At 70.2% G+C, this 22,169-nt stretch carries 20 protein-coding genes; 12 read left to right on the forward strand and 8 right to left on the reverse strand.

Annotation, left to right across the window (positions count from 1 at the left end):
- Window positions 1-127 precede the first annotated feature (127 nt).
- Entirely contained in the window at window positions 128-910 is a 783-nt protein-coding gene (locus tag AB0B96_RS20970) for an HAD-IA family hydrolase (protein WP_362900919.1), read from the forward strand.
- Window positions 911-1,029: 119 nt separating this feature from the next.
- Complete coding sequence (locus AB0B96_RS20975) at window positions 1,030-1,698, forward strand: CBS domain-containing protein (protein ID WP_362900921.1); 669 nt, start codon at window positions 1,030-1,032, stop codon at window positions 1,696-1,698.
- A gap of 26 nt (window positions 1,699-1,724) precedes the next feature.
- Here AB0B96_RS20975 and AB0B96_RS20980 read toward each other — a convergent pair whose 3' ends face one another.
- The 3 genes from AB0B96_RS20980 to AB0B96_RS20990 all read right to left on the reverse strand — a co-directional run bounded on the left by AB0B96_RS20980 (window position 1,725) and on the right by AB0B96_RS20990 (window position 5,721).
- Window positions 1,725-3,425: a GAF domain-containing protein gene (locus AB0B96_RS20980; RefSeq protein ID WP_362900923.1), complete on the reverse strand. Its 1,701-nt coding sequence runs from the start codon at window positions 3,423-3,425 to the stop codon at window positions 1,725-1,727.
- Between the two features lie 81 nt (window positions 3,426-3,506).
- Window positions 3,507-5,153, reverse strand: a complete 1,647-nt coding sequence (locus tag AB0B96_RS20985; RefSeq protein WP_362900925.1) for an IS200/IS605 family accessory protein TnpB-related protein — start codon at window positions 5,151-5,153, stop codon at window positions 3,507-3,509.
- Window positions 5,146-5,721, reverse strand: a complete 576-nt coding sequence (locus tag AB0B96_RS20990; RefSeq protein ID WP_362900927.1) for an IS607 family transposase — start codon at window positions 5,719-5,721, stop codon at window positions 5,146-5,148. Before AB0B96_RS20990 ends, AB0B96_RS20985 begins: the two co-directional genes overlap by 8 nt.
- A 305-nt stretch (window positions 5,722-6,026) precedes the next feature.
- On the opposite strand from AB0B96_RS20990, the gene AB0B96_RS20995 reads away from it, so the two are divergent.
- The gene (locus AB0B96_RS20995; RefSeq protein ID WP_362900929.1) at window positions 6,027-6,734 is read left to right on the forward strand and encodes a CBS domain-containing protein; all 708 of its coding nucleotides are present in this window, start codon (window positions 6,027-6,029) and stop codon (window positions 6,732-6,734) included.
- A gap of 106 nt (window positions 6,735-6,840) precedes the next feature.
- Here AB0B96_RS20995 and AB0B96_RS21000 read toward each other — a convergent pair whose 3' ends face one another.
- Window positions 6,841-7,728 (reverse strand): universal stress protein, encoded by an 888-nt coding sequence (locus AB0B96_RS21000; protein ID WP_362900931.1) that lies wholly within the window; start codon window positions 7,726-7,728, stop codon window positions 6,841-6,843.
- Window positions 7,729-8,055: 327 nt separating this feature from the next.
- Here AB0B96_RS21000 and AB0B96_RS21005 point away from each other — a divergent pair, with 327 nt between their 5' ends.
- A complete protein-coding gene (locus AB0B96_RS21005; protein WP_362900933.1) occupies window positions 8,056-8,925 on the forward strand; it encodes a universal stress protein in 870 nt (289 codons plus the stop codon).
- Between the two features lie 330 nt (window positions 8,926-9,255).
- On the opposite strand, the gene AB0B96_RS21010 is transcribed toward AB0B96_RS21005, so the two are convergent.
- The gene (locus tag AB0B96_RS21010; RefSeq protein ID WP_362900935.1) at window positions 9,256-9,924 is read right to left on the reverse strand and encodes a CBS domain-containing protein; all 669 of its coding nucleotides are present in this window, start codon (window positions 9,922-9,924) and stop codon (window positions 9,256-9,258) included.
- Window positions 9,925-10,245: 321 nt separating this feature from the next.
- Here AB0B96_RS21010 and AB0B96_RS21015 point away from each other — a divergent pair, with 321 nt between their 5' ends.
- The 8 genes from AB0B96_RS21015 to AB0B96_RS21050 all read left to right on the forward strand — a co-directional run bounded on the left by AB0B96_RS21015 (window position 10,246) and on the right by AB0B96_RS21050 (window position 18,394).
- Entirely contained in the window at window positions 10,246-10,674 is a 429-nt protein-coding gene (locus AB0B96_RS21015; RefSeq protein WP_350946145.1) for a pyridoxamine 5'-phosphate oxidase family protein, read from the forward strand.
- Between the two features lie 242 nt (window positions 10,675-10,916).
- Entirely contained in the window at window positions 10,917-11,615 is a 699-nt protein-coding gene (locus tag AB0B96_RS21020) for a CBS domain-containing protein (protein WP_362900938.1), read from the forward strand.
- A 509-nt stretch (window positions 11,616-12,124) separates the two neighbouring features.
- The gene (locus AB0B96_RS21025) at window positions 12,125-12,283 is read left to right on the forward strand and encodes a hypothetical protein (protein WP_350946147.1); all 159 of its coding nucleotides are present in this window, start codon (window positions 12,125-12,127) and stop codon (window positions 12,281-12,283) included.
- Between the two features lie 11 nt (window positions 12,284-12,294).
- Window positions 12,295-14,886: a lantibiotic dehydratase gene (locus AB0B96_RS21030; protein ID WP_362900940.1), complete on the forward strand. Its 2,592-nt coding sequence runs from the start codon at window positions 12,295-12,297 to the stop codon at window positions 14,884-14,886.
- A complete protein-coding gene (locus tag AB0B96_RS21035; protein ID WP_362900942.1) occupies window positions 14,879-15,937 on the forward strand; it encodes a lantibiotic dehydratase C-terminal domain-containing protein in 1,059 nt (352 codons plus the stop codon). The genes AB0B96_RS21030 and AB0B96_RS21035 overlap by 8 nt, the downstream gene beginning before the upstream one ends.
- Window positions 15,934-17,007, forward strand: a complete 1,074-nt coding sequence (locus tag AB0B96_RS21040) for a thiopeptide maturation pyridine synthase (RefSeq protein WP_362900944.1) — start codon at window positions 15,934-15,936, stop codon at window positions 17,005-17,007. The genes AB0B96_RS21035 and AB0B96_RS21040 overlap by 4 nt, the downstream gene beginning before the upstream one ends.
- Before the next feature lie 131 nt (window positions 17,008-17,138).
- On the forward strand, window positions 17,139-17,495 hold the full coding sequence (locus tag AB0B96_RS21045) for a metalloregulator ArsR/SmtB family transcription factor (RefSeq protein WP_350946151.1): 357 nt from the start codon (window positions 17,139-17,141) through the stop codon (window positions 17,493-17,495).
- Window positions 17,495-18,394, forward strand: coding sequence for a cation diffusion facilitator family transporter (locus AB0B96_RS21050; RefSeq protein WP_362900946.1), 900 nt, complete (start codon window positions 17,495-17,497; stop codon window positions 18,392-18,394). Before AB0B96_RS21045 ends, AB0B96_RS21050 begins: the two co-directional genes overlap by 1 nt.
- A 170-nt stretch (window positions 18,395-18,564) precedes the next feature.
- On the opposite strand, the gene AB0B96_RS21055 is transcribed toward AB0B96_RS21050, so the two are convergent.
- The 3 genes from AB0B96_RS21055 to AB0B96_RS21065 form a co-directional block, all read right to left on the reverse strand.
- Window positions 18,565-19,077 (reverse strand): hypothetical protein, encoded by a 513-nt coding sequence (locus tag AB0B96_RS21055; protein WP_350946377.1) that lies wholly within the window; start codon window positions 19,075-19,077, stop codon window positions 18,565-18,567.
- 333 nt (window positions 19,078-19,410) lie between these two features.
- Window positions 19,411-20,265, reverse strand: a complete 855-nt coding sequence (locus AB0B96_RS21060; protein WP_362900948.1) for a universal stress protein — start codon at window positions 20,263-20,265, stop codon at window positions 19,411-19,413.
- Window positions 20,266-20,395: 130 nt separating this feature from the next.
- The gene (locus AB0B96_RS21065) at window positions 20,396-22,096 is read right to left on the reverse strand and encodes a GAF domain-containing sensor histidine kinase (RefSeq protein WP_362900950.1); all 1,701 of its coding nucleotides are present in this window, start codon (window positions 22,094-22,096) and stop codon (window positions 20,396-20,398) included.
- Window positions 22,097-22,169: the final 73 nt, after the last annotated feature.

Below are 22,169 nucleotides of genomic sequence, written 5' to 3' on the forward strand. Positions count from 1 at the left end.
GTGTGGCCGCCCGGACGGTCGTCCGCGCTTCCGGGGGAAGATCACCGGCCTGCGGAAGCGGCAGGGCCGATCAGTCCTGACGGCGAGATCGGGCAGCCGTCGTGCCCGGCAAGGAAGGAAGCGCTCCATGACGCCTCCCGCAGTGGTGGACCTCGAAGAGATCGCCGCGATGATCTTCGACACCGACGGGGTCGTCACCGACACGGCCACCGTGCACGCCGCCGCGTGGAAACAGGTCTTCGACGCCTTCCTGGGCGAGCACGCCAGACGGTCCGGCGAGCCGTTCCGGCCGTTCGACGCCGACGAGGACTATCTGTCCCACGTCGACGGCAAATCCCGGCTGGACGGGGTGAACGACTTTCTGCACTCCCGAAACATCACCATCGATCCCGACACGGCGGCGGATCTCGCCGCCTCAAAGGACGCCTTCTTCCTGGCCGAACTCGACACCCACGGCGTGGCCCCCTTCCGCTCGACCCTTGCACTCGTTCGCGAACTGCGACGCAGAAAAGTACTCACCGCAGCCGTCTCCGCGAGCCGCAACTGCGCACGGGTGCTCGACGCCGCGCACGCCACCGGCCTGTTCGACGTCCTGGTCGACGGCGTGACCGCCGCCCGGCTCGGACTCGCGAGCAAACCCGATCCTGCACTGTTCCTGTACGCGGCCCGGCGACTGGGGGTGGCCCCGAGCCGGGCAGCCGTCGTGGAGGACTCCCTGGCCGGTGTGCGAGCCGGCAGGCGAGGCCGCTTCAAACTCGTCATCGGCGTCGATCGGCACACCCGAGGACACGCCCTGCGCGCCGCCGGAGCCGACCTGGTCGTCACCGACCTGGCCGAACTACGACTGAAACCGCCCCCTGATCGCTCAAGCGCCCCGCACCCCCTTAGAGCCGACGGTCCCGGCTCATAGAGTCCTTGGACCCTGGAAAACGCCGCGAGTACGGCCGATGCTGCCCGTATGGACGAGTCACGGCCGGTGAGCGCGGAAGTGACCAGGCCGGCCCATGTCACCACCTGTTCGGAGGCGAGATGCACCACCTCACCGTCAAGGACGTGATGACCCGGAAGGTGATCTCGGTCGGTGAGAACACCGGTTTCAAGGACATCGCGCAAACGCTTCTCACCCACACGGTGAGCGCCCTGCCGGTGGTGGACGACGACGGCCGCGTGGTGGGGATCGTCTCCGAAGCCGATCTGCTCCGCAGCAAGGAACCCCAGGACACACTCTCCGGCGAGCCCACTCCGCCCAAACGGCAGACCTACGCGAACCGCACCGGAGGCGAGGTCGCCAGAGAACTGATGCGCGTCCCCGCGATCACGATCTCGAAGGACGCCCCGGTGGCGGACGCCGGCCGGCTCATGAGGGAGAACGACGTCAAACGGCTCCCGGTGATCGACGGACAAGGCCGCCTGGCGGGCATCGTCAGCCGATGCGACCTGCTGAGGGCGTTCATCCGCTCCGACCACGACATCGAACGCGAGGTCCGCCTGGACGTCCTGACACGCTCATTGTGGATGGACACCTCCCTCGTCCGGGTCATCGTCAAGGACGGCGTGGTGACACTGAGCGGACGAATGACCCTGCGCGGGGACACCAGGATCGCCCTGGACATGACCCGCCAGATCGACGGAGTCATCGACGTGATCGACGAACTCACCTGGGACCGGGACAACACCCGCACCGGGGAACGGCTGTGAAACCCGCCCTCACGACCCGCCCGCACCTAACCTAATGGAACGCTCCACACCAGCCGGGTGCCACCCTCCGGCGAGCAGCCGACGACGAAGGACCCGCCCAGCCGCTCGGCCCGCTCCCGCAGATCACGCAGCCCATCGTGCCCGCCGTCCGCGGACACGGCGACCCCGTTGTCGACCACGGTCAGGACGAGCCGCTCCTGACCGGCGTCCACCGATATGTCGACCTTCGAGGCCTCGGCATGACGCACCACATCGGACAACGCCTCACGCAACGCGGCCAGCAGGTCCTCGGCCACCGGCTCCGGCACCGCAACGTCCAGCCTCCCCCCCATCTCCAGGCCCGGCATGAAACCCAGTTGACCGCGCACCCCCTCCACCAGGGCCACGATCCCCGCACGCAACCCGGAAGCGCCCTCCTGAGGGAAGGCACGCAAGGCGAAAATGGTGGAACGGATCTGCCGAATCGTGCCGTCGAGCTCGTCGATGGAGCCGCGCAGCCGCGACGAGATCTCCGGCCGCTCGATCAACGGCACCGTGCTCATCAAGGTCAGGGCCACGGCGAACAACCGCTGGATCACCACATCGTGCAGGTCCTTGGCGATCCGGTCGCGATCCTCCAGCAGACTCAGCCGCTCGGCGTCCATCCGGCTCTCGGCCAGCTTCAGGGCGATCGCGGCCTGCCCCGCGAAAGAGTGCAGGGTGCGCAGCTCATCCCTGCTGAACGGGAGGCGCCCCGAACGCTTACCCAGCGACAACACCCCCCGCACACCTCCCGACGCTCCGATCGGCACCGCGGCCACCGGGCCGAGCGAGATGTATTCGGCGATCACGATCGGGATCTTCACCTCACCCGGATCGGTCACCATGAGCGGCTCACCCGTGACGAAAGCACGACCGGCCAGAGAATCGGCGACCAACGCCTCGGCATGGGCCACCTGCTCACAGGCCTCCCCCTCGGCGATCAACGTACGCAGAACCCGACCACTCTCATCAGGCAGCAGAACGGCCACGACATCGGCCCCCGCCATCTCCCGCGCCCGCCGCGCGATCAGTCCGAGCACCTCGCGCGGCTCCGCCCCCGACAGCAGACTGGTGGTCACCTCCGCCGACGCCTGCAACCACATCTCCCGGCGCCGCGTCTCCTCATACAGACGAGCGTTCTCGATCGCCACCCCCGCGGCGGTCGCCAACGCCGTCACGATCGCCTCGTCCTCCTCGTCGAACTCCCCCCCACCACGCTTCTCGGTCAGATAAAGATTGCCGAACACCTCCTCACGGACCCGCACCGGCACCCCCAGAAACGACCCCATCGGCGGATGACCGGGCGGAAACCCACAGGAGGCGGGGTGGTCGGAGATGTGGGCCAGCCGCAGGATCTGCGGCTCCTTGATCAGCAACCCGAGCAGGCCCAGCCCGTGCGGCCAGTGCTCGATCCGCGCGATCTCCTCCTCACTCAACCCCACCGGAACGAACTGGACGAGCGTGCTGTGCTCACCGGCCACCCCCAACGCCCCATAGGTGGCGTCCACCAGCGCGGTGGCGGCCTCCACGATCCTGCGCAGCACCGTCTCCAGATCCAGATCGCCACCCACCGCGACCACCGCCTCGAGCAGCGCGTGCACCCGGTCACGGGTCGCCAGCACCGCCTCCAGCCGCACCCGCAACTCCGACAGCAGCTCGTCCAGCCGCATGTGCGTGATCAACGCACCCGGCTCGATCTTCGCCATACCCCAAGTTTCGCACCCGGGCACCCGGACACCCCCCGCCAAGGAGGCCGTATCCACTCTTCCGGCCATCGTTTACCGTTCCTAAACAGTGTCCAGGAGTGAGCTTTGTACCCACGTCCCGGAACTGCGCGCATCCCGAACGGTTTTGGGTGCGCTGGTCCCCCGCGTTCGCTGAGTGCCCGTCCGGCCACGCGCATCGTGTGCACGCTCCGTGACGGGTGGGCGGGTTCCCTCACGCCCCCGTGCGCCTGGTCCGGCCTGGACGGTCCGATGCCCACGACGATCGCTCTGGTCGTCATGGGGCGGTGCCGTCCGTCGCCGGATCGGGTGCCCGAGGGCGCGTCGCCCGATCGCGATGCTCGCGGCATCATGACGGGTCATTGTGCGGATCTTGCTGGTGAGGGGCTTGCGCCAGTGCTCGTCGCCCCACATCGAGGTGTATGCCGGGTCTACGGCGACGATGGCGAGGCCGTGCTCCGCAGCCATCGACACCAGCCGGGCGCGGAGTTTGCCGGTGGGCATGCCGGAGATCAACTGCCGAAACCGCTTCCTGCGGCCGTGCTTCTCGCGGGTCTTGTCCTGCGCGAAGTCCAGGTTCTCGATGCCGATTGCGGCCACGCCGACCCGCTTGGCCCAGTGCACCAGGCCGGTGATGGCGTGCCGGACCTGCGCGTCACGATGATCGGCGGTGCCGGACAGGTCGTAGAAGAACCGCTTGGGTTCGCCCACCGGGTTGCCGCAGGCATCAAGCCGGTAGGCGGCGAAGTGGTCGGCGTTGGTGTCCACGCCGACCATGCCACGGGCGCGTGCCGCCTCCAGCGGCACGGTCTTGACCACCGGGCGACTCCAGGAGGCTGTCAGGTACCAGCGTCCGCGTGCCACGTCGAGGTGCATGCGGTACGCCACAGCCCGGTTCGCCTCGATGCGGTCGCGCCACTCGGCGCCGCGATGCCGGAAGGCCACCGTGGAGGCGAGGGCGTAGCGGCCGTGCTTGCTGTTGGCCAGGTGAGCGAGCGGAGCAGGCAGCTTGATGGACACCTCGCCGTCGGAGGTGACGCGGATGGTCTCGTTGCCCAGCCGCTTGCCCGACTCGCCGTCAGCGGCGAGGAACCAGCGCTCGGCTTCCCACCGGTCACGCCACTGCTGTTCGGTGAGCTGTGCGGCTGGAAGGTTGTGCCGGTTGTTGAGGAGCTTGCGGCCGCCGCGCACGACGTGCACGACACCGTCCTCACGCTCGGCGCGAGCGACCTTGAGACGATGCTCCAGGGTTGCCAGGCGCCGGGACTTGTGGAACCACTCGCCCTTGGAGCGGTAGCCGCCCGGCGCCCGCTTGGTGCCCTTCTCGCCGATCGGCTGCGACAGCCGGTGCATCAGCGTCCGCACATTGGCCTCAAGGTTGTGGATGTGCACGGCTTGGCAGCGCCGCGAGAGTGCCCACTGATCGTGGGTGGCCTTCGTGATCGACCCGGCCCAGCGAGAAGACGACCGTGCGGTCAGAGCCTGCTTACGGGCCGCCCACGTGTCGTTGTTGTGTTCCAGGCCATCGCGACAGCGCGCCTTGAGGTCCTGCGATGCCAGCCGTCCCAGGTGCTCGCCGATCAGGCGCAACACCGTGTCGTCCTGCGCGGTGAGACCTTTGAGACGGTCGCGTATCGCGACGCCGGACGGGCCCAGGGCAACGAACGGGTCGTCGATCGGCCGGAGTTGCTTCTTGCTCGTCTCAGCCACGCTCGGCCGCTTCAAGGGCCTTGCGGGCGCGGTTCTTCGCCGACCGGCGCCCATACAGGCGGGCGCAGAACGAGGTCAGTACCTCCACCATGTCGCGCACCAGGTCGTCGTCGACCTCGGCGTCATCCAGCGCCACCAGGCGGCGCCCGGTGGCCGACAGTGCGGCCTCGACCAGTTCGACGTTCATCCGGCCGAGTCGGTCCTTGTGTTCCACGACCACCGTGGTCACAGCGGGGTCGGCCAGCAGTCGACGGGCCTTGGTTCGCCCGCCGTTCATCCCGGAGGCGATCTCCGACTCGATCCGCACCACGCGGTGCCCGCACTTCGCGGCCCACTGCGACAGTCGTGCGGTCTGCCGCTCCAGGTCGGCTTTCTGATCGTGTGAGGAGACCCGGGCATACAGGCCCACGCCACCGGTCGCGGAGGGTGAGGTGTTCGCGTCGATGTTGACCAGGATCGTGCGTGGCCCCACCCGTTCCGCAGGGACCGGCAACGTACCCTCACGGAACCAGCGGTACGCAGTACGCGGGGCGATCCCCTGCGCCCGCGCCCATTCCGTCAGGTTCATGCGTGAGATCATACATCACTCGTAATACCTAAAGGACACTCATGGACACTCATTCGAGAGCAGCTCTCACCCCCCCCCCGATGACGAACACCTGACCGACGAGACACGACCTCGCCGACCGGCTCGGGGAGCCCTGCCACCCGGTGGCCGAAAGACCTCCACATCGAGGACCTGTGGCCTCTGCCGGGACGCCCCCGCCGGCAGTGAGATGGAGATCCGGGAACCCGGCGGGCAGCGGCGAGCCACCCTCGATCCGTGCGGGGCCGCCACACCACGAAGGACCCGCGTCCAGAAGGAGGTCGCCGATGTACGCCACGGTCAAAGACGTCATGACCACGAAGGTGACGTCGGTCAGGGGCGACGCCCCGTTCAAGGACGTCGCCGAGGCGCTCATCACCCACACGGTGAGCGCGCTCCCCGTCGTCGACGACGAAGGACACGTCATCGGCATCGTCTCCGAAGAGGACCTCCTCCACAAGGAAGGCTTCAAAGAGCGCTACTACCGCGAGGACTACCATCCACCGCTACGCATCCGGCTACTGCACCGCCTGGGCCAGAAGGGCGGTGACGGCCGCGTCAAAGCCCGTGGCGACACCGCCGCCGACCTGATGACCGCCCCCGCGATCACGGTCCAGCAGCACGCCTCCGTCGTGTCCGCCATACGCCTCATGATCGAACACGGCGTCAAAAGACTGCCGGTGGTGGATGCCGACGGATCGCTCCAGGGCATCGTCAGCCGCCACGACCTGCTCAAGATCTTCGTCCGCGGTGACGCCGACATCGCCCGCGAGGTGGAGGAGAACATTCTCGGACACTCCCTGTGGGCCGCCCCCAACACCGCCACCGCCACCGTCGCACACGGCGTCGTCACCCTGAGCGGCCACATGCACCGGCGCGAGGACGCCCGGCTCGCGGTACGGATAACCCAGCGGGTGAACGGAGTCGTCGACGTGATCGACAACCTGAAGTGGGACGTCGACGACGTCCCAGCCCGGACAAGACACCGAAGGTAAAGAATTCACCTCCCCCGGGTTCTTCAGCCCCTCGACCGTGATCCAGGCGGCTTCGAAGACCCGAGGCCCTTCACCCCATCGGCCCCGCCGAATGCCCGAAGAGACCTCAGAGGTCACCGGAGGTGTCGAAGCCCGCCCGAGCGGGCTCACTCCGCGGCGGACTCTCCCAGCCCGCGGGAACGACCGCCACGGGGCAGAAGCCGTGCTGAAGAACCGACCTGGAGGTCGAGCCGAGCCTGCCGTGATCACGTGCCCCGCCGACCACCACCAGACTCGCCTCCCTGGACACGTCCTCCAGCAGGTCCTTCGCGGACGTCGCGGCGAAACAGGCACGGACCGACACCCCGGGGTAGGCGATCCGCCATGGCCCCAGCCGCTCCAGCATGCCGTCCTCCGCCGCGTGCATCGCGACCCGCGTGTCGTGCACCAACGGCTGCAGGCGCCCGGCATGCACCGCCGTCAGCTTCAACCGCCTGAGGGCGGCCTCACGAAAAGCGAACTCGATCACCCCGTCAGGGGTGTCGCCGCTCATCCCCAGAACCACGGCACCGCGCTCCCTCGGCACCGGGATCGGCCCGGGCCCGCGCACCACGATCACCGGACACCCCGCATGAGCCGCCACATACCCGGCGACCGACCCCAGAATGGTCCTGGCCAGGGTGCCCATGCCCCGAGAACCCACGACGATCATCGCCGCGCGCTCCGACAGCTCGACCAGCCGTTCGGCGGCCGCGCCCTCATACAGATCCGTCGCGACATCGGTCAGCGTGCTACACGCGCGAGCGCAGTCGGCCCCGTGATACAGCACATGCTCGGCGGCGTTGCGCAGATGAAGCCTGGCATCCTCATCGGCCTCCCCATACGGCCACCGCCACGTGTGAACCACCTTCAGCGGCAACCCCCCGAGCTCGGCCTCGTCCATCGCCCACTCCAGGGCCTGCATGGAGAAGTCAGAGCCGTCATAGCCGACGACAACCTCACGAATATCGCTCATCGCCCTCACCTCCCTCTCCATGCTCACCAGGACACCCGCCGAAGAGCAGGGCGGAAGGTCCCACCGTGGTGGGACCTTCCGCCCTGCTCACCGCACGGCACCCACCCGCGAAACCCGGGCGACGAGCCATGATCCTCCACCCCACCGTCACCTGGCCGGACGACGAGGCGGCCCCGAGGAAACCCTGGGGACCTTCGTCCCTACCCGGCGAACGACGGAGCCACGAAGAATGAGACAAGCCAGCGGCACACGCGAGAACCCGCCGGATCTCGGGCCCGGCCACCGGGATCAGAGCATCGGCCCCTGAACGCACCGAGGGCGGTCACCATGACAGCACCCATCATCGTCGGCGTCGACGGCTCGACGCCCTCGCTACAGGCCCTGACCTGGGCAACGCGGGAGGCGACCCTGAGAAAGGCGCCGTTGCGCGTCGTCCACGCCGCCCTGCGCTGGGCCTACGACGTCCCGCTCGTCCCCCAGCCCGGTCACTGGGGCCCCGCCGAGGAAGCCGCCTGCGAGGAACTCCTTCACCGGGCAGCCGAACAGGTCCGCTCCCACGACCCCGCGCCGAAGGTCACCACCGAGATCCTCGACGGAAACGCCGCGGAGGCGATCGCCGCCGTGGCCGAGAGCGCACAGCTGGTCGTCGTCGGCCACCGGGGCCTGGGCGGATTCGCCGGCCTGCTACTGGGCTCGGTCAGCCACGACCTGGCTGCCCGATCCCCGTGCCCGGTAGTGATCGTCAATCAGCCGCACACCACCCGGGGCAGCGAGATCGTCGTCGGCGTCACCGGACGTCCCGACCAGGACCCCGTCCTGGAGTTCGCCTTCGGCGAGGCGGCCCTGCACCGGCGCCCACTGCGAGCGCTCCACGCCTGGACCCACCCGGCCAGCAGAGCGCCCGGCGACATGCAGCCACTCGTCTACGACGTCGAAGAGGTCGGTGACGAGGAGGCCCGCCTGCTGGCCGAGTCGCTCAGTGGCCGGCGGGAGAGGTTCCCCGACGTGCCCCTCATCGAGCAGGTCGTGCACAAGCATCCGGCCAAGGCGCTCATCGACGCCTCCGAGACCGCTGAACTGGTCGTCGTGGGCGCCCGCGGCCGGGCGATGTTCCTCAGCTCGACCGTACGCGCCCTGCTCCACCACGCTCGGGCGCCCGTCGCCGTCCATCACACCTCGCACGACCATCGGAGTTGAGCCCTCCCGGCACAGACACCGTGACGCCACCTGCCAGGCCGGGAGAAAGGCACGTGTGGCGACATCGGGCACCTTACGAGCGAACGACGGCCCGCCTTCCCGTAGCGCACGCCGGACCTGACACGCCTTTGTTATTCAATGCCGTCTTTAGTCCTTTTGTCCTGTTTATCTGTTTTGAGCTAGTCCGCGCCCTTTACAAAGTAGATCAGCAATGCCTTTCACACCCCCTTCGAACCTTTCGAGCGCGCGCACCACCACCGGACCGGCGGCACAGCGCATGCCCACCGTCATGCCCACCGCGTCCGGCGATGATCCCGATGGTGCGCCGGCCTACAGCAGGGGCGGGAGGACGAGCAGGTCGTCGTCACCGTGCTCAAGCCGTGAGGTGACGTCGACGACGCCTTCGAGTCGGCGGATCGCCTCGACGAGCTGGACGACCTGTGAGCGGTGTTCGACCTTGCCGTCGAGCGTCACCACACCGTTCTCGACGCCGATCACCACCTCCGAAGCGGTGGTGTTCAGGTCGCGGGCGACGGCTTCGGCCTCGGCGCGCAGTTCGGCCTCGGCGCGGTCGAAGACGCGCAACAGGTTCGCCCGGTGCAGGATGCCGGCGAGGCGGCCGGTCACCGGGTCGATCACCGGAAGCTGCTGGATCCTCTTGTCGTGCATGAGTCGCGCCGCCTCCCTGACGGGCATGCCCGGCGTAACGGTGATCGCGGGCGAGGTCATCAGGTCCTTGGCCACGACCGCCGCGGCCTTCTCGTGCTCGCGCCGGCGAGCGGCGCTCTCGAAGATGGAGATGCTGTGGCGCACCGCGTCGCTCTCCTTGAGCAGCAGGTCGTCCTGCGAGACCACCCCGACCGGACGGCGCTCCACGTCGACGACCGTCACCGCGCCCACGGCGAAGCGTCGCATCACGGCCACGATGTCGGCGAAACCCGCGTCCTGCCGCACGGCGATGGCGGTGCGGCCCATCACGTCACTCACGGTGATCGACATTTTCTTCCCCAATTCCTGCGAGTCCTCACGGATGTTCCCGGCCTCCGGGCGCCGCCCGGAGTGGACGACCGCCACATCGCGACGCGCGTGGTGTCCTCCGTCCTCTCCCCCATCAGACCTCCCTCCCGGCGGTCCGCTCCAGGGCCACAGGTCCCGATCTCACCGCGTGAGGGCAGAGTCTTTCGTCCCGGACCCGGCACGCGTCATCGATCGATGTCCCGTCGGCGTCCCGTCGGCGCCCGGCCCGAGGGCAGATCGTCGGTGATGAAGGGGACTTTCGCCCCTAACGTCGCCGGAGAGCGACCGGGCAGCCTTAGGGGCATGAAGCTCGACTCGGCAGGTCTGCAGATCCTCTCGCGCCAGGAGTGCGTCACGCTCCTGGCGTCGGCCTCGATCGGGCGCATCGTGTTCACCGACCGGGCCCTGCCCGCGGTGCAACCGGTCAACTTCGTGCTCGACGGCGAGAACATCGTGATCCGCACGGGTTTCGGGTCCAAGCTCGCCGCCGCGGCCAGCGACGCGATCGTCGCCTTCGAGGCCGACGAGTTCGACCTCACCGCCCGCACCGGCTGGTCGGTCACCGCCGTGGGCCCCGCACGCGCCGTACGCGAACCGAACGAGATCGAGCGCCTGTCCGCACTCCCCCTGCGCACCTGGGCGCCCGCCAACCGTGACCACTACATCGTGGTACGCGCCGAACAGATCACCGGCCGCCGTCTCTCGTCCAGGCATGACGAGCGGGAGACCTGACAGCCCGTTTCCGGCACGCCCACGGGCCGCGTCCGGTGGCAGCCGGCCAGGGACCTCCGGCCCTGCATACGGTTCCCCGACGGGGGTGAGATGGGGATGAGAAGAGCCGGGCAGATGACCACACTCATCCGCAGGAAGTGGAAGAGACCGTTCCCGGAGAACTCCGCCCGGCTCGAAGGTCCGCCGGGCGGACCTTCGAGCCGGGCGAGTGGGCCCGCATCATCACGGGTGGAGAACATGCCATGCGCACCAAGGTAGAGAACGTCATGACCAGGAACGTGGCGCTGGTCACCGCCGACACCCCGTTCAAGGACATCGCCGAGACACTCATCGCGTGCGCGGTGAGTGCCGTCCCCGTCGTGGACGGGGACGGCCGTGTCATCGGCATCGTCTCCGAGGCGGACCTGCTCGCCAAGGAGGAGTTCCGGGAGCAGTACTACCGCGAGGGCTACCAGCCGCCGCTGCGCGCCCGGCTGCGGCACCGGCTGAACCAGGAGGTCCGCGACCCGAAGGCCAGGGCGCGGGGCGACGTCGCCGCCGAACTGATGTCCTCCCCCGCGATCACCGTCACCGGAAAGACGCCGACGGTCGGCGCCGCCAGGCTCATGGAGGCGCACGGCATCAAGCGGCTCCCCGTCGTCGACCAGGACGGCCGCCTGGTGGGCATCGTCAGCCGCCGCGACCTGATCAGGGTTTTCGTCCGGCCCGACTCCGACATCGCCGACGAGGTGCGCGAGGAGGTCCTCGGCCGCTCCCTGCGCATGGAGACCGCGCAGGTCAACGTCCGGGTCGACCACGGTGTCGTCACCCTGACGGGCACCATGGAACGTCGCAGCGAAGCCGAGATAGCGGCCCGGGTGATCGGCCGCGTCAACGGCGTCGTCGACGTGGTGAACGAGGTGCGCTGGATCCAGGACGACGACGCCTGGAGCGGAGGATGAACCGGCCACTCCCCACCCCTCACGCGTCCGGGCCGGGATCCTTCCGAACGGCGAGCGATCCTGGAAGAAGAACGCGATCCGATCGCCGGAAAGCGCGACGCCACGCGATTCGGCTTCGCGATCCCACGACCGCGCGGCAGCGAAACAAGAACGTAACGCGCGATGGCTCACCGTTAATCACACCGTCCTTAGGACGCTCAATAAAGAACCGTTCTTCCGCCCGCCCGAAAACCCGCTGTCGACACCGACGAAGACCCTTATTTCGACAGACAGCAATCTCTTACCATCGTGGCACCGAATGGTTCTGTGATCTTGCTGACGGTGACACCTGGCTGGTGGAAAAGGTGACGACACCCATCGCCGCAGCATCGAGAGTCGATTGACATTCGCCTCTTGCGCCTCCCGCTCATTTATTTCTCCCACTGCCGGATGACGAGACAGTTGACCGTGCCTACGATAACGATCGTCACCGACACAGCCCGCTCCGGCGGGCAGGAATGGGAGTTCAAATGGCGACGAACGAACCACTCCACCTCGATCTGGAGGCGCTCGACGTGATGACGGTCGAGCTCCCCGGCGAGGATCTCGTGAAGGCCCTGGGCATGGGGCTCGGTAACACCGAGGTGGGCGCCTCGGGTCTCACCGGGCGCACGAGCTGGCTCATCTAGGTTCCCCGCACATGGTCTCGACGCGTCGTGGCCTGCCGGGACGCGTCGAGATCGACGCGGCTCGTCGCACGGTGGACGCGACCGTGGTCGCCAGAATCGCCGCGCTGCCGGTGGCGGCACTCGCGGAGCTGAGGTGCACGGCCACCTGGCGGAGCGTCCGGGAGATCCTGGTGATTCGTCGCCGGCTGGCCGACGAGGGCCGGCGGCTCGCGGACGAGCTGGAGCCGGTGATCGGAGCGGTCGGACCAGGTCCGCGGCGGCCGGCGCTGGTGGCGTTGCGCCGGGCGCTGTACAACGCGAGACGCCCGGCGGGCCGCGCCTGGCCGGTGGAGGTCGGTTCCGGCCTCGCTCCGCGCGTCGCGGACTGGATCGCGGACCTCGACCGGCATGACGCGCTCGTCCGGCGACTGCCGGAGGAGCTCGATCAGGAGCGCCGGGACGCCTACGAGGTGCTGCGCCGGTGGGTCGGCACCGATGCCTTCGGCCATGGCGTGCTCCAGGCGGGACCGGCGATGTCCGCCGCGCTGCACCGGTGGCTGGCCGCGCCGCCCGGCACCGCCCCGCCGCGCCAGGTCGCGCTCCGCCTCACCCGCTACCTGGCCCGCGTCGTGGCGAAGACGAGCCCGCACGCGACCTTCATGATGGCGGCTCTCGGGCGGTGGAGCGACGACGGCGAGCCGGTCCGCTGGGAGGGGGCGTGGGCGTGGCGCAGCGCGGTCGAGCCGAACGTCCCCCTGCTGCTGCGGCTGCTCACCGACCTGGCCCGCGCCGACGACGGCCTCGCGGACCTCTTCGTGGTCAGGCCCAACCCGAGCCTCGACGAGGACGACGGCCGCCTGTGGTACGTGACCGGCCAGGAGGACGCCTACCACGGCATCGCCGCCTCCGAGCCGCTCCGGCGGCTGCTGCGCCCGCCGTACGACGATCTCCGTACCAGGGCCGGTGGCGCGCTCGGCAGGCTGCTCGACCTGGGAGTGCTGGAACTCCATCCCCCGGTCGCCGACCAGGCCGCCGCGCACCTCGCCGACCTGACCGATCGGCTCGGCACGCATCCCGCGGGCAAGGCGCTCGCCGCCGCGCAGGAGGCGCTCGCCCGTTACCCGGAGGCGGCCCGCGTGTCGGAACGCGAGGCGCTGCGACGGAAGGTGCGCTCGGCGTTCATCCGGCTGGCCGAAGACGACGCCGACCGCCTGCCGGACCGCAACCTCTTCCACGAGAACGCGGTGCTCACCACGCCCGGACCTCGGCTGGGCCTGACCGCCTGGCGTCCCGCCCTGGGCGACCTGCACGCGATCACCGACTTCGCCGCGCTCTTCGATCGGGACGGCGTCGCCCGGCTGCTCGCCGCCGACCTGTTCGCGCGGTGGTTCGGCGCCGGCGCGCGGGTGCCGTTCGGCCGGTTCCACCGAACGCTCGCCGAGCGAACCCGTCGGGCCGCACCCGGCACCCTCGCCGGTGAGCTGCACGCGCTCATGTATCCGTGGCAGGAGCGGCCCCCGGAAGGCCGGACGCCCGCCGTGCCCCGGCTCGACGAACTTCGAGACGCCCGCGCGGCGGCGCTGGCCGCGGCGCGCGGGCTGCTGCCCCAGACCCCGGACCCGCTCACCGTCGATCCGGCGGTGCTGGCCGGTCTTACCGCCGGCCGTCCCGCGTTCGTCCGTCCCGTGGGGTCGCTGTCGTGCTTCGTGCAGACGATCGGCCCGCCGGAGGAGACGCCGGTTCGGCTGGTGCTCAACGGGCTCGGCCCGGGGCACGGCGCGATGCGCAGCCGCGTGCACCGCCTGCTGCGGGTCGCCGGGGTTCCCGCCGGTGAGAACCGTCCGCTCGGGACGGAACGCGGCGTGCCGGTGGAGATCACCGGGCTGTTCGGCAGCAACGTCAACCTGCGTTCCACGGTGGCGGCCCAGGAGATCGGCTATCCGGGTGTGGTCCCGAGCGGCCCGGCCGTGTTCGACCTGCGTGACCTCGCCGTCCGGCACGAGCCCGGCGCCGGCGGTCTCGTTCTGACGCGCGCCGGGCACGACACCCCGCTCCTGCCGGTGTACACCGGGATGGTCGCGCCCATGCTGCTGCCGCGTACGGCACGCCTCCTGCTCCAGCTCTTCGGCGACATGCCCAGCCCGGTGATGGGGCTGGAGTCGATCTTCTCCCGGCCGCCGGAGTCGGTGCCGGCCCGCGTCGAGCGTACGGCCCGGGTGTCGGTCGGCCGGGTCACCGTGGCCCGTGCCGCCTGGTACGTCCCGGTGCGCGAGATCCCGCGCCGAGGCAGGGGGGACTCCGCCGCGGCGCATCTGCTCGCGCTCGCGGCCTGGTTCGCCGAGCACGCCCTGCCGGAACGTTGTTTCGTCTCCTCGGCCGATCCCGGCGCGCCGGCACGCGACAGGTTGCGCCTGGGGCGGCTCGCCAAGCCGACCTATCTCGATCTGGCCGATCCGGCGCTGGTCGCGCTGTTCGACCGAGGGCTGGACGCGAGCGGATCGATGGTCGTCTTTCGTGAGCCGCTCCCGGACCTCGAGGCGGCGGCCGACCTCGGAGGCGGCGGCGACCACCCCGATCACCGCCGCCATGTGAGCGAGTACGTGGTCGAGGTGGGCCATGCCTGACCGCTGGATCTCCCTGCACGCCTTCCACCGGACCGACACCGACCTGCTGCTCCGCACGGCCGTCGACGGGCTGGTGCGGGAGCTGGACGAACGGCTCGACCGGTTCTTCTTCCTGCGGTACTGGGAGGGCGGCCCGCATCTGCGGCTCCGCCTGCTGCCGCGCGTCCCCGGCGACGCGACGACGATCGAGAAACACGCCACGGCCGTGCTGCGAGAGCACCTCGCGGCGCATCCGACGACGGCCCCGTGGGACCGCGAGGGCTACACGCTGCTCGCCCGGGAGTTCGCCGGGCGGGAGGGCATGGACGCCTACGACAAGCGACTGCGGCCCGACGACCACGTGGAGGCCGTCGCCTACCGGCCCGAGTACGCGACGTTCGGCGGGCCGGAGGCGATCACCGCCGTCGAGCGGCACTTCACCGACTCCAGCAGGATCGCACTCGCGATCCTGCGCGGCGAGCACGACCACCGGCGGCGGCTGGGCCACGCCCTCGCCGCGATGATGCTCACCCTCATCGCCTGGGAACCCGGCCCCCGCCGCCTGGGCCTCCTGCTGGCCGGAGAGCGTGACCGATGGGATCCGGCACCGGCCCGTGCCCGGCAGGTGGAGATCTTCACCAAGCAGCGCGAAGCCCTCACCGCACAGGCGGAGAGGTGCCGGCTCATCGCCGCCCGCGCCGTCTCCTCCCGGAACCACGTCACAGCCGGCCGCTCCGCCGGCGGGCCGTCTTCCGGCGGCGTCCCCGACACCGGCGACGCGTACGACTCGCCCGGCGCCTGGTGGCGCTCGGTCGACACCCTGCACCGGCGCCTTGTCGCGCTCCAGCGGGCCGGGCGCTTCTCCCCGGTCCGCGCCCGCAAGGCATTCCGTACTTCCGGCGCCGTCGACGCCCCGGCGGACGCGGACCGCCACGACGTCCTGAGCGTGCTGGACCGATGCGTCCACCTGTTCTGCAACCGTCTCGGCCTGTCGATCGCCGAAGAGGCGCACCTGCGCTACCTGACCGCAGTCACCCTGGAGGGGTTTGCACGATGCGAGGGAACCCCGTGAGCGACCTCCCCTGGCACGGCATCCAGATCCGCTACTACGACCGGGACAAGGACGCGCTGATCCTGGACTGCGTCCGCCCGCTGTTCCAGCGCCTGGACGGCCTCATCCGGCAGCCCTACCTCGTCCGCCACTGGCGCCGGGGGCCGCACCTGCGGCTCAACTTCCGCGCGACCCCGCGAGACTGGGAACGCGAGATCCTCCCCGTCGCGACCGAGGCGATCACCGGTTATCTGCGTGAGCATCCCTCCACCACCCGCCTCGACGAGCACGAGCATCTCGCCGCCCACCGCCTGCTCGCCGTACGGGAGCACGAGACCGGGCCGCTGCTGCCGTGGTATCCGGACAACTCCCTGCAGACCGAGCCGTACGACGACCGGTTGCGCGTCTTCGGCGGCCGGTCGCTGGCGGACCTGATCGACGCGTCCGCCGCGGAGAGCACCCGGCTCGTCTTCGGCACGCTGGACCGGGTCCGCCGGGGTGAGCTCGCGCTGTTCGCGGTCGCCATCGACCTCATGGTCGCCGTGGCGCACGTGAGCGTCCCTCCGGTCAGCCGCGGTTACATGTCGTACCGCTCGCACGTCGCGGCGGCCACCTCGTGCTGTGAGGACCGGGACGCGGTCATGGCCGCGTTCGAGGCCAGGTACCGCGAGAACGCCAGGCAGATGCGCGCGACGGTGGTCGACGTGGTCGCGTCGATCGACGCGGGCGACCCGGCGCCGCACGTACGCGACTGGATCGCCTTCACCCGCCGCCACAAGGAGATCGCCCTGCCGCTGCTGGCCCGTAAGGAGATCGATCTGGACGCCTCCGAGCAGCCGGTGCTCCAGCGCCACCGGGTCGACTATTTCGACGTGCTCATGTCCACCGACCGGCACCGCACCGAGATCCTCGAATCGGACTGGTTCCTCGCCCACCGCCTCGTGGTCAACATGCTCTACGCCCACCTGGCCCGGCTCGGTGTCACCCCGATCCAGCGGCACCTGTTCTGCCATCTGATCGCTTCTGCGGTGGAGGAGGAGTACGGCGTCTCCCCGCTGGAGAAGGCCCGCGAGTACCTGCTCAGCGGCTGAGCCACCGTCCGCCGGACAGGCCCGGGCACGGCGTCGCTTGACAGGCCGCCTCCGGCGAACGCTAATCTTTATATATGAATAGTTCTTCAGATGAGCGATTCGTGGCGATAGATGGGTGTACAGCCCGGATCGTGGACGCGCCGCGGGTGGCGGTGGTGCGTGAGCGGATGCCCGCCGCGCAGGATCTGACCGACACCGCCGAGGTGTTCGGGCTGCTGTCCGATCCCGGCCGCCTGCGGTTGCTGCTCGCTCTGCTGGAGGGCGAGATGTGCGTGTGCGATCTGGCCGCGGTGAGCGGCCAGAGCGAGTCGGCGGTCTCCCACGCGTTGCGGCTGCTGCGGGCGCACCGCGTCGTGACGGCTCGCCGGGCCGGCCGGATGGCCTTCTACCGGCTGGAGGACGCGCACGTGCGGATGCTGCTCGACCTCGCGCTCGCCCACACCGAGCACACCCAGGCCATCCATCCCGAACGCGACGGAACCCGCTGATGGGCACCGGGCACGGCCACGGGCACGCGGCGGGCCGGCACCGATGGCGGCTCGCGGTCTCCTTCGCCCTGATCGGCTCCTTCTTCGTGGTCGAGCTGGTCTACGGGCTGATATCGGGCTCGCTGGCACTGCTGTCGGACGCCGGGCACATGGCCGCCGACGTGGTGACCCTGGGCGCCGCCCTGGTGGCCACCCGCATCGCCACCCGTCCCGACACCACGGGGCGCCGTAGCTACGGCTCCTACCGCGCGGAGGTGTTCGCCTCCCTGCTGGCCGTGCTGCTGATGCTCGGCGTGGCGGTGTACGTGGTGGCCGAGGCGGTGGGCCGCATCGGCGCCACCGCCGAGGTCTCCTTCGGCCCGATGCTCGTCGTGGGAGCCATCGGCCTGGTGATCAACGTGATCGTGTTGCTGCTGCTGCGCGCGGGCGCGGCCGAGAGCCTGAACGTCAAGGGCGCCTACTACGAGGTGGTGGCCGACACCGCCGGGTCGGTCGGTGTCATCGTCGCCGGATGGCTGGTCGCGACGACCGGCCAGCCGGTCTGGGACACGCTGATCGCACTCGCCATCGGTGTCTTCGTCGCGGTGCGCGCCATCTCGCTCGGGCGGCAGGTGTTCGCGGTCCTTGGCCAGCACGTACCGGCCGGGATGGACGCCTCCGCCGTCGCCAGGGACCTGGAGTCCGTCGAGGGCGTGCGCGACGTCCACGACCTGCATCTGTGGACGTTGACCTCCGGCATGAACGTCGCCACCGCCCACCTGGTCACCTCCGACGGCGCCGACAGCCACGCCGTCCTGGACCAGGCCCGCGACCTGCTGCTCAGGCGCCACAACGTGGCCCACGCGACCTTGCAGGTCGAACCGGCCGACCACCTGGGCTGCGACGAGCTGGGCTGGTGAGAGCCTCACCGTCGCCGCGCTCACCCGGCGACGGTGTCGGCACGGTGGAGGACGTCCGGACCGCCCCGGGCTGCCCCGGGCCGACACGAGAAGGCCCGCTCCCCGTACGGGGGGCGAGCCTTGGGTGATCCGGGGGTGGTGTTCGGAGGACGGATGTGTCCGGGGGACGGTTATCGAAGGACGGGGTAGCGACGCACCAGGGGGGTGGCGGCCCACCAGGTGCCCAGGCCCCAGGTGGTGCCGGCGCCGCTCAGGGCCAGGCCGGTCAGCACGACGGCGTAGACGAGGTGGTCGTCCATGAAGGGGTTGGTCTGCAGAGGGAGTTCGGCGGCCCACATCAGGACCATCATCAGGCCGCCCGCCACGGCGGCGACGCGCAGGCCCGCGCCCAGCAGGAGGGCGGCACCGACGCCCAGCAGGCCGAGCATGAACAGCCAGTCCACCCACGCCTGTCCGGCCAGGCCGCCGAACACCCCGCCCAGGGCGTTCTCGCCGGTGCCCTTGAGGAAGCCGGTGGTGGGGCTGCCGCCGTTGATCCAGGCGCGTTCGGCGGGGGTGGCGAACCCCCAGCCGAAGGTCTTGTCCAGGAACGCCCACAGGAAGATCCAGCCCAGGCTGATCCGGGCGATCGCCCAGACGTAGTCGACCGGACGCCTGGCGGCCGGCGCGGGGACGGTGTCCATGACCGGCCCGGTGTGAACGTCGTGCCTGTGAGTGGTGGCCATGACGGCTCCCCTTTTCGTGGTGTCGCGTGATGCTCGGCGGTCTTCGTGACGTACTCATCACACCGTTTCCCGGAGCCCGGCCACAGTGCCGTACGGACCGCGTCGCGCTCTCGAACGTCCCTCCCCCGCGGGACCTTCGGCCCTGTCACGCCGCGCACGACGGGAACGGGGAGTCTCACCACCAGGGAGAGGACAGCACGCACGCGAACGCCGGCGACACACACCGCCTCCGGCCATGCCGCTCCCCGACCGTTGCCGGCCGAAGGGCACACCGGTCGCGGGAGGGGCCGGTCAGGAGGAGCCGGGAGAGGCCGGAGCGGGGGTGACGACCAGGGGGCAGCCGGCGTGGTGCAGCAGCGAGTGGCTCACCGACCCCAGCAACAGGCCGGTCAGCTCGCCGCGACCACGTGAGCCGACGACCAGCAGGCCGGAACGGGCCGAGACCTCGGCCAGGACACGCACCGGGTGACCGTCTTCGAGCTGCTCGGTGACCTTGACGTCGGGATAACGCTCGCTCCAGCCGGCGAGGGCCTCGGCCAGCAGACGACGTTCGACCTCGGCGCTATCCTCCGCGAAGGGACCGCCCCCGACGACCGGACGGCTCCAGGCGTGCACCGCCCGCAGGCCGACGCCGCGCAGGGACGCCTCGAAGAAGGCGAAGCCCAGGGCGCCCGTACCCGCCTCCGAACCGTCGACACCGACGACCACCTCCCCGGCGGGCCAGGCGGACGGAGCGCGGATGACGGCCACCGGGCAGGCGGCCCGCCCGACGACCCCCAGCGCGACCGAACCGAGCAGCATCCCCGCGAAACCACCCAGCCCGTGGTTGCCGACCACCAGTAGCTCCGCATCCGCGGCGGCCTCGATCAGGATGGCGCGCGGGTCGCCGCCCAGCAGCCGCGGCTCCGCCACGACGCGTGGATCCTCCTGCCGGACGCGTTCCACCGCCGCGTCCAGCATGGACGTGGCCCCTTCGCGCATCCAGCGGCCCACATCGGCGTAACGGTCTTTTTCCGAGATCTCCAAGGGCCAGGCGGGCATGGCGTGCACGACGCTCAGCGTGCCACCGCGCGCCGCGGCCTCCCGCGCCGCCCAGCCCGCGGCCGCGAGCGCGGCCGGCGAACCGTCGACTCCTACTACGATCATGACGTCCTCCCCTCCCCATGGTGCCCAAGGCGCCGTCACACCGGCGGGCGACCGGCCCGCGACGGCGGTAAAGATCCCTTGGCCGAGGAGCCTCCGTCACCGTGTCCGAGGCCCCGGTGCCGTCCCGCCGTCAGGTGAGGGGGACGTGCCAGGTCAGCCGGGTCCCCTCCCGCGGGGAGGAGTCGACCTCGAAGGAGCCGCCGAGCGCCGTGGCGCGTTCCTGCATGTTGCGCAGGCCGCTGCGTTTGCCCTCGCCGGGCAGGCCGACGCCGTTGTCGGTGACGGTGAGGGTGAGCCGGTCGTCGGCCGCCTCGGCGAAGACGTCGGCCTTGGAAGCCTTGGCGTGACGCACGATGTTGGACAGCGCCTCGCGCAGGACGGCCAGCAGGTGCTCGGCGACCGGGGCGGGCACCTTGTGGTCGAGCTGTCCTTCCATCCGCAGGCCGGGCATGAAGCCCAGGTGCCCGCGCGCGCCCTCGACCAGTTCCACGATCCGCGCGCGCAGGCTGGGCTCCTCGGCATCGCGGGGGGTCTGCAGGGCGAAGATGGTCGAGCGGATCTGCCGGATGGTCTCGTCCAGCTCGTTGATCCCGTGCTGGAGCCGCTCGGAGGCCTCCGGATGCTCGACGAGGCGCACGATGCTCATCAGGGTCATCGCGATGGCGAAGAGCCGCTGGATGACGACGTCGTGCAGGTCCTTGGCGATCCGGTCGCGGTCTTCCAGCAGCCCCAGCCGCTCGGCGTCCTGGCGGGCCTCGGCCAGTTCCAGCGCGACCGCCGCCTGCCCGGCGAAGGAGTGCAGTGCCCGCAGCTCGCTGCCGCTGAACGGGATGCGGCCCGGTCGCTTACCCAGCACCAGTACTCCACGCACCACCCCGGCCACACCCAGCGGCACCGCGGCGGCGGGGCCCACCGTCAGATCCCGGATGAGGGCAGCGGGCAGGTCCGCCTCGCCGAGATCGGCGACCATGACCGGCTCGCCGCCCAGCAGGGCCCTGCCGGGGAGCGAACCCGTGACGTCCACCCCGGCCCGGTCGATCCTGCCGGCCTCCGGGCCGTCGGCGATCATCACGCGCAGGACCTCGCGGTCCGCGTCGGGAAGCATGATCATCGTGATGTCGGCGGCGGCCAGGTCCCGCGCCCGCCGCGCGATCAGTCCGAGCACCTCGCGCGGCTCCGCCCCCGACAGCAGACTGGTGGTCACCTCCGCCGACGCCTGCAACCACATCTCCCGGCGCCGCGTCTCCTCATACAGACGAGCGTTCTCGATCGCCACCCCCGCGGCGGTCGCCAACGCCGTCACGATCGCCTCGTCCTCCTCGTCGAACTCCCCCCCACCACGCTTCTCGGTCAGATAAAGATTGCCGAACACCTCCTCACGCACCCGCACCGGCACCCCCAGAAACGACCCCATCGGCGGATGACCGGGCGGGAAACCGTAGGAGGCGGGGTGGTCGGAGATGTGGGCCAGCCGCAGGATCTGCGGCTCCTTGATCAGCAACCCGAGCAGGCCCAGCCCGTGCGGCCAGTGCTCGATCCGCGCGATCTCCTCCTCGCTCAGCCCCACCGGGACGAACTGGACGAGTGTGTTCTGCTCGCCGGCCACCCCCAGCGCGCCGTAGGTGGCGTCGACGAGGGTGGTGGCGGTCTCCACGATCCTGCGCAGCACCGTCTCCAGATCCAGGTCGCTGCCCACCGCGACCACCGCCTCGAGCAGCGCGTGCACCCGGTCACGGGTCGCCAGCACCGCCTCCAGGCGCCCCTGCAACTCTGACAGCAACTCGTCCAGCCGCATGTTCGGGATCAGGGAACGCGACTCCTTTTCCGTCATAGCGCGAAGTCTCGCATCCGGGCAACGCTTAGGACAGTCGGGCGCCGCTCTTCGGCCAGGACACCGCGGTCCC

This window comes from Streptosporangium sp. NPDC049046, assembly GCF_040649155.1.
Taxonomy (GTDB): Bacteria; Actinomycetota; Actinomycetes; order Streptosporangiales; family Streptosporangiaceae; genus Streptosporangium.

Excerpts from the sequence above, each read along its gene's own strand:
- AB0B96_RS20980 (WP_362900923.1), bottom strand. The coding sequence starts at position 3,425 with ATGGCGAAGATCGAGCCGGGTGCGTTGATCACGCACATGCGGCTGGAC.
- AB0B96_RS20975 (WP_362900921.1), top strand. The coding sequence starts at position 1,030 with ATGCACCACCTCACCGTCAAGGACGTGATGACCCGGAAGGTGATCTCG.
- AB0B96_RS21065 (WP_362900950.1), bottom strand. The coding sequence starts at position 22,096 with ATGACGGAAAAGGAGTCGCGTTCCCTGATCCCGAACATGCGGCTGGAC.
- AB0B96_RS21055 (WP_350946377.1), bottom strand. The coding sequence starts at position 19,077 with ATGGACACCGTCCCCGCGCCGGCCGCCAGGCGTCCGGTCGACTACGTC.
- AB0B96_RS21050 (WP_362900946.1), top strand. The coding sequence starts at position 17,495 with ATGGGCACCGGGCACGGCCACGGGCACGCGGCGGGCCGGCACCGATGG.
- AB0B96_RS21025 (WP_350946147.1), top strand. The coding sequence starts at position 12,125 with ATGGCGACGAACGAACCACTCCACCTCGATCTGGAGGCGCTCGACGTG.
- AB0B96_RS21015 (WP_350946145.1), top strand. The coding sequence starts at position 10,246 with ATGAAGCTCGACTCGGCAGGTCTGCAGATCCTCTCGCGCCAGGAGTGC.
- AB0B96_RS21000 (WP_362900931.1), bottom strand. The coding sequence starts at position 7,728 with ATGAGCGATATTCGTGAGGTTGTCGTCGGCTATGACGGCTCTGACTTC.
- AB0B96_RS21005 (WP_362900933.1), top strand. The coding sequence starts at position 8,056 with ATGACAGCACCCATCATCGTCGGCGTCGACGGCTCGACGCCCTCGCTA.
- AB0B96_RS21020 (WP_362900938.1), top strand. The coding sequence starts at position 10,917 with ATGCGCACCAAGGTAGAGAACGTCATGACCAGGAACGTGGCGCTGGTC.
- AB0B96_RS20990 (WP_362900927.1), bottom strand. The coding sequence starts at position 5,721 with ATGAACCTGACGGAATGGGCGCGGGCGCAGGGGATCGCCCCGCGTACT.
- AB0B96_RS20995 (WP_362900929.1), top strand. The coding sequence starts at position 6,027 with ATGTACGCCACGGTCAAAGACGTCATGACCACGAAGGTGACGTCGGTC.
- AB0B96_RS21030 (WP_362900940.1), top strand. The coding sequence starts at position 12,295 with ATGGTCTCGACGCGTCGTGGCCTGCCGGGACGCGTCGAGATCGACGCG.
- AB0B96_RS21060 (WP_362900948.1), bottom strand. The coding sequence starts at position 20,265 with ATGATCGTAGTAGGAGTCGACGGTTCGCCGGCCGCGCTCGCGGCCGCG.
- AB0B96_RS21010 (WP_362900935.1), bottom strand. The coding sequence starts at position 9,924 with ATGTCGATCACCGTGAGTGACGTGATGGGCCGCACCGCCATCGCCGTG.
- AB0B96_RS20970 (WP_362900919.1), top strand. The coding sequence starts at position 128 with ATGACGCCTCCCGCAGTGGTGGACCTCGAAGAGATCGCCGCGATGATC.
- AB0B96_RS21035 (WP_362900942.1), top strand. The coding sequence starts at position 14,879 with ATGCCTGACCGCTGGATCTCCCTGCACGCCTTCCACCGGACCGACACC.